Raw genomic sequence first — 4,236 nt, forward strand, 5'->3', positions numbered from 1 at the left:
CCCGCCCAACCCTAATCAAATCGGACGAAACCGCGGCGCCCGGGTCGGTCAGGTCTGCCGGAGGCCGGCCAGCTGCTCCTCGAACGGGACCACCTCGTCGTCCAGGCCGAGGGCCCTGGACGCCCCGGAGACGGCCCGGCCGCCGGTGATCGCGCTCGCCAGCTCACCGCCCGCGCGCCGGATCCGGGCCGGCAGCCCGTCGGTGTACCCGTCGCCCGACGCACCCCAGTCCTCCGACGCCGCGTACACCGACGTCGGCAGCGTGACGGCCCGCAGGTAGCCGAAGAGCGGGCGCATCGCGTGCTCCAGCACCAGTGAGTGCCGGGCGGTGCCGCCGGTCGCCGCGACGACGACGGGCTTACCGGTCAGCGCGGTGTTCTCGACGAGGTCGAAGAACGACTTGAACAGCCCGCTGTACGAGGCGGTGAAGACCGGGCTGACGGCGATCAGCCCGTCCGACTCCGTCACCGCGGCGATCGCCTCCTCCAGCGTGGCCGAGGGGAACCCGGTCACCAGGTGGTTGGCGATGTCGACGGCCAGGTCGCGCAGCTCGATCACCCGGATCTCGACCGGGCGGTCCTGCTCGGCGTCCAGCCGCTCCCGGGCGGCCCCGGCCAGCCGGTCGGCCAGCAGCCTGGTCGACGAGGGGCGGCTCAGCCCGGCCGAGACGGCGACGATCCTCAGTGGTTCGGTGGCGAACACGGTGTCAGCTCTCCTTCGCGTTGGCGGCGACGACGGCCGGGTGCAGGGGCGCGGACTCGGGGACCCCGGCCGGCCGCAGGGCGGCGAACTCCTTGCGCAGCACCGGTACGACCTCCTCGCCGAGGATGTCGAGCTGCTCCAGGACGGTCTTCAGTGGCAGCCCCGCGTGGTCCATCAGGAACAGCTGGCGCTGGTAGTCGCCGACGGCGTCCCGGAAGGACAGCGTCCGCTCGATGACCTCCTGCGGGGAGCCCACGGTCAGCGGGGTCTGCTGGGTGAAGTCCTCCATCGAGGGGCCGTGCCCGTAGACCGGTGCGTTGTCGAAGTACGGGCGGAACTCCCGTACCGCGTCCTGCGAGTTCTTCCGCATGAACACCTGGCCGCCGAGGCCCACGATGGCCTGCTCGGCGGTGCCGTGCCCGTAGTGCGCGTACCGCTGCCGGTAGAGGCTCACCATCTTCTTCGTGTGCTCGATGGGCCAGAAGATGTTGTTGTGGAAGAAGCCGTCGCCGTAGTACGCGGCCTGCTCGGCGATCTCCGGGGAGCGGATGGAGCCGTGCCAGACGAACGGCGGGACGCCGTCCAGCGGGCGCGGGGTCGCGGTGAAGGACTGGAGCGGCGTACGGAACGTGCCCTCCCAGTCGACGACCTCCTCGCGCCACAGCTTGTGCAGCAGGGCGTAGTTCTCGATGGCGAGCGGCATGCCCTGGCGGATGTCCTTGCCGAACCAGGGGTAGACGGGGCCGGTGTTGCCGCGGCCCATCATCAGGTCGACGCGGCCGTCGGCGAGGTGCTGGAGCGTGGCGTAGTCCTCGGCGATCTTCACCGGGTCGTTGGTGGTGATCAGCGTCGTGGACGTGGACAGGATCAGGTTCTCGGTGCGGGCGGCGATGTAGCCGAGGGTGGTCGTGGGCGAGGACGGGACGAACGGCGGGTTGTGGTGCTCGCCGGTCGCGAAGACGTCGAGGCCGACCTCCTCCGCCTTCTGCGCGATGGCGATCGTGGCCTTGATCCGCTCGTGCTCGCTCGGCGTCCTGCCGGTCGTCGGGTCGGTGGTGACATCCCCGACGGTGAAGATCCCGAACTGCATGGCGCCCGCCTCCAATGTTGTTGAACGTTGAACTATGTGAACACACCTTACAACGGAGCACCCCCCTTCCCTATTCCGAGGGCCCGCTCCGGGCGGGCCCTGACTACGCTGAACGGGTACGGAGGCGGCCCGAGCCCCGGGCGGGACGGAGGCGAAGCGGACATGAGCGGGACCGGCCCCGGGAACGACGAGTCACCACAGCTGCTGCTGCACCGCAGGGACGGCGAGGATCTGGTCCTCACCACGGCGGTGCGGGCCGAACAGGACCGGAGCGTGGTGTCGGCCGCCACGCGCATGCTCGCCGCCATGGCCTACGGGCAGGTGCCCGACCCGCGGGAGCTCGCATGAGCGTGGGTCGCGGCGACCGGGCAGCGCCTCCCGCGCCGGAAGGGCAGTGGGAAGTCCGCTTCGCCGATGCGGCGCCGGCCAAGGGCTGGGAGAGCTTGGGCCGGCAGGCCCGCAGCAACACATACCGCGCCTGGATCACCATGCGTACGGACCCGAGGCCGGCGGCCGAGGCGCCCGGCATCACAGGCTGAAGGGCAGCCTGGCCCACGGAACCCACCGGGGGCAGACCTGCGAACAGTGGCAGATCGAGGTGACCGGGGCGGACGCGTCTGGTACCTCCTGGACACTGCCGCCGACACCTGCTGGATCACCTTCGCGAGCACAGGGCACCCACGGGCCACAGACCGGTCATGAGTCCGGCAGAAGGCGCCGAACCGCGCCCGGGGCGCGCGAAGTGCCGTGACGCAGGGATCGGGGCGCGTTGGCACGGCGGCGGACCAGGAGCACGGCGACGAGGGCCTGGCGGGGACGGTCGGCCTGCTCCGCAGCGCGTGAGGGCCGGATCCGATGCGCAGGACGGCCCCGGTATGGCTGCGGTGGGCCGGGGCTGATCCTCGTCGCCGCGCTCGCGGACAGGTGGGGGTACGGGGCGCGGTGCGGGCCCGGGAAGGTGGTGTGGGCGGAGCTGACGCCCGGCCGGTAGGTCCGGGAATGTGCCGTGCCGTGGGGCCGGGGCGCGCTACCATCCCCGTATGACCTCCGTACCGTGCCGGAACTGGTGGCGCTCCTCCTAGGAGCGGCCACCTCTTCTGCGCGGGACCAGGGCCGTTCGACATGGACGGCCCTTTTTCTCTGCCCTCTTGCGGGTACGGGCTCCTCGCCCGGCGGGCCGTCCTCCACGCACACACCGACGCGAGGAGAGACCCACTCATGACCACGACCTGTGCCGACACCGCCCCGGACGCCACTCTGGAGGAGCGAATCCGGCGCGACCCCGCCCGCTTCCGGGTCCTGACCGGCGACCGGCCCACCGGGGCGCTCCACCTCGGGCACTACTTCGGCACGCTCCACAACCGGGTGCGGCTCCAGGACCTCGGGGTGGAGACGTTCGTCGTCATCCCCGACTACCAGGTGCTGACCGACCGGGACGTCGCCGAGCGGCTCGTCGCGACCATGGAGGGGCTGCTGCTGGACTACCTGGCCGTCGGCATCGACCCGGAACGCTCGGTGATCTTCAACCACAGCGCCGTGCCCGCGCTCAACCAGCTGATGCTGCCGTTCCTGAGCCTGGTCTCCGTCGCCGAGCTGGGCCGCAACCCCACGGTCAAGGACGAGATCGCGCACTCCCGGCAGTCCTCCGTCAGCGGTCTGATGTTCACCTATCCGGTCCATCAGGCGGCCGACATCCTGTTCTGCAAGGGCAATCTGGTGCCGGTCGGCCAGGACCAGCTGCCCCACCTCGAAGTGGCCCGGACCGTCGCCCGGCGGTTCAACGAGCGGTACGGGCCCGTCTTCCCCCAACCCGAGGCGCTGCTCTCCAGCGTGCCGCAGCTGCTCGGCACCGACGGCACCAAGATGAGCAAGAGCCGCGCCAACTCCATCGCGCTCGGCGCCGACGCCGACGAGACGGCGCGGCTGGTCAAGGGCGCGACGACGGACGCCGACCGGCACATCACCTACGACCCCGGGGCGCGGCCCGGCGTGTCCGGCCTGGTGCTGCTGGCCGCGCTCTGCCTCGACCGCGATCCGCACGAAGTGGCCGGGGAGATCGGCGGCGGGGGCGCGGCCGCCCTGAAGCGGACCGTGACCGACGCGGTCAACACCCGGCTGGCACCGATGCGGGCCCGACGGGCCGAGTACGCCCGGGACATGGGGTACGTCCGGTCCGTTCTGCGGGCCGGCAACGAGCGCGCCAACGCCATCGCCGACGCGACGCTGACGCAGGTGCGGGAGGTCATGGGGAGCCTGGGCCGGGGCCTGTCGTCCTGAGCGGTCAGTGACGCGTCAACGAGTCCCGTCTGCGCAGGAGTTCGGCCAGGCCGCGCCGGGTGGCGGCGATGACCACCCGGTCGGTGGGCTGGAGTACGTACCCGGGGTGCAGGTTCCACACGAGGCCGCCGGGGCGCTCCGTGCCCGCTCCGGGGGCCTGCGGGGGC

The 4,236-nt window shown here is 71.7% G+C and carries 5 protein-coding genes; 3 read left to right on the forward strand and 2 right to left on the reverse strand.

The window, feature by feature from the left end; all coding sequences use genetic code 11:
* Nucleotides 1-48: 48 nt before the first annotated feature.
* On the reverse strand, nt 49-702 hold the full coding sequence (locus tag J1C73_RS31195) for an FMN reductase (RefSeq protein WP_207319312.1): 654 nt from the start codon (nt 700-702) through the stop codon (nt 49-51).
* Nucleotides 703-706: 4 nt separating this feature from the next.
* Nucleotides 707-1,792: an LLM class flavin-dependent oxidoreductase gene (locus J1C73_RS31200; protein WP_124284490.1), complete on the reverse strand. Its 1,086-nt coding sequence runs from the start codon at nt 1,790-1,792 to the stop codon at nt 707-709.
* Between the two features lie 162 nt (nt 1,793-1,954).
* On the opposite strand from J1C73_RS31200, the gene J1C73_RS31205 reads away from it, so the two are divergent.
* The 3 genes from J1C73_RS31205 (at nt 1,955) to trpS (ending at nt 4,069) form a co-directional block, all read left to right on the forward strand.
* Nucleotides 1,955-2,140 carry a hypothetical protein gene (locus J1C73_RS31205; RefSeq protein ID WP_207319314.1) on the forward strand — a complete coding sequence of 62 codons (186 nt, stop codon included), beginning with the start codon at nt 1,955-1,957 and terminating at the stop codon, nt 2,138-2,140.
* Entirely contained in the window at nt 2,137-2,331 is a 195-nt protein-coding gene (locus J1C73_RS35820; RefSeq protein ID WP_307797840.1) for a hypothetical protein, read from the forward strand. Before J1C73_RS31205 ends, J1C73_RS35820 begins: the two co-directional genes overlap by 4 nt.
* Nucleotides 2,332-3,010: 679 nt before the next feature.
* Nucleotides 3,011-4,069: a tryptophan--tRNA ligase gene (gene trpS / locus J1C73_RS31215; protein WP_207319313.1), complete on the forward strand. Its 1,059-nt coding sequence runs from the start codon at nt 3,011-3,013 to the stop codon at nt 4,067-4,069.
* The last annotated feature ends 167 nt before the right edge of the window (nt 4,070-4,236 follow it).

Origin of the sequence: Streptomyces laculatispora (genome assembly GCF_017353455.1) — a bacterium.
Lineage (GTDB): Bacteria > Actinomycetota > Actinomycetes > Streptomycetales > Streptomycetaceae > Streptomyces > Streptomyces laculatispora.

Excerpts from the sequence above, each read along its gene's own strand:
- J1C73_RS31205 (WP_207319314.1), top strand. The coding sequence starts at position 1,955 with ATGAGCGGGACCGGCCCCGGGAACGACGAGTCACCACAGCTGCTGCTG.
- J1C73_RS31200 (WP_124284490.1), bottom strand. The coding sequence starts at position 1,792 with ATGCAGTTCGGGATCTTCACCGTCGGGGATGTCACCACCGACCCGACG.
- trpS (WP_207319313.1), top strand. The coding sequence starts at position 3,011 with ATGACCACGACCTGTGCCGACACCGCCCCGGACGCCACTCTGGAGGAG.
- J1C73_RS35820 (WP_307797840.1), top strand. The coding sequence starts at position 2,137 with ATGAGCGTGGGTCGCGGCGACCGGGCAGCGCCTCCCGCGCCGGAAGGG.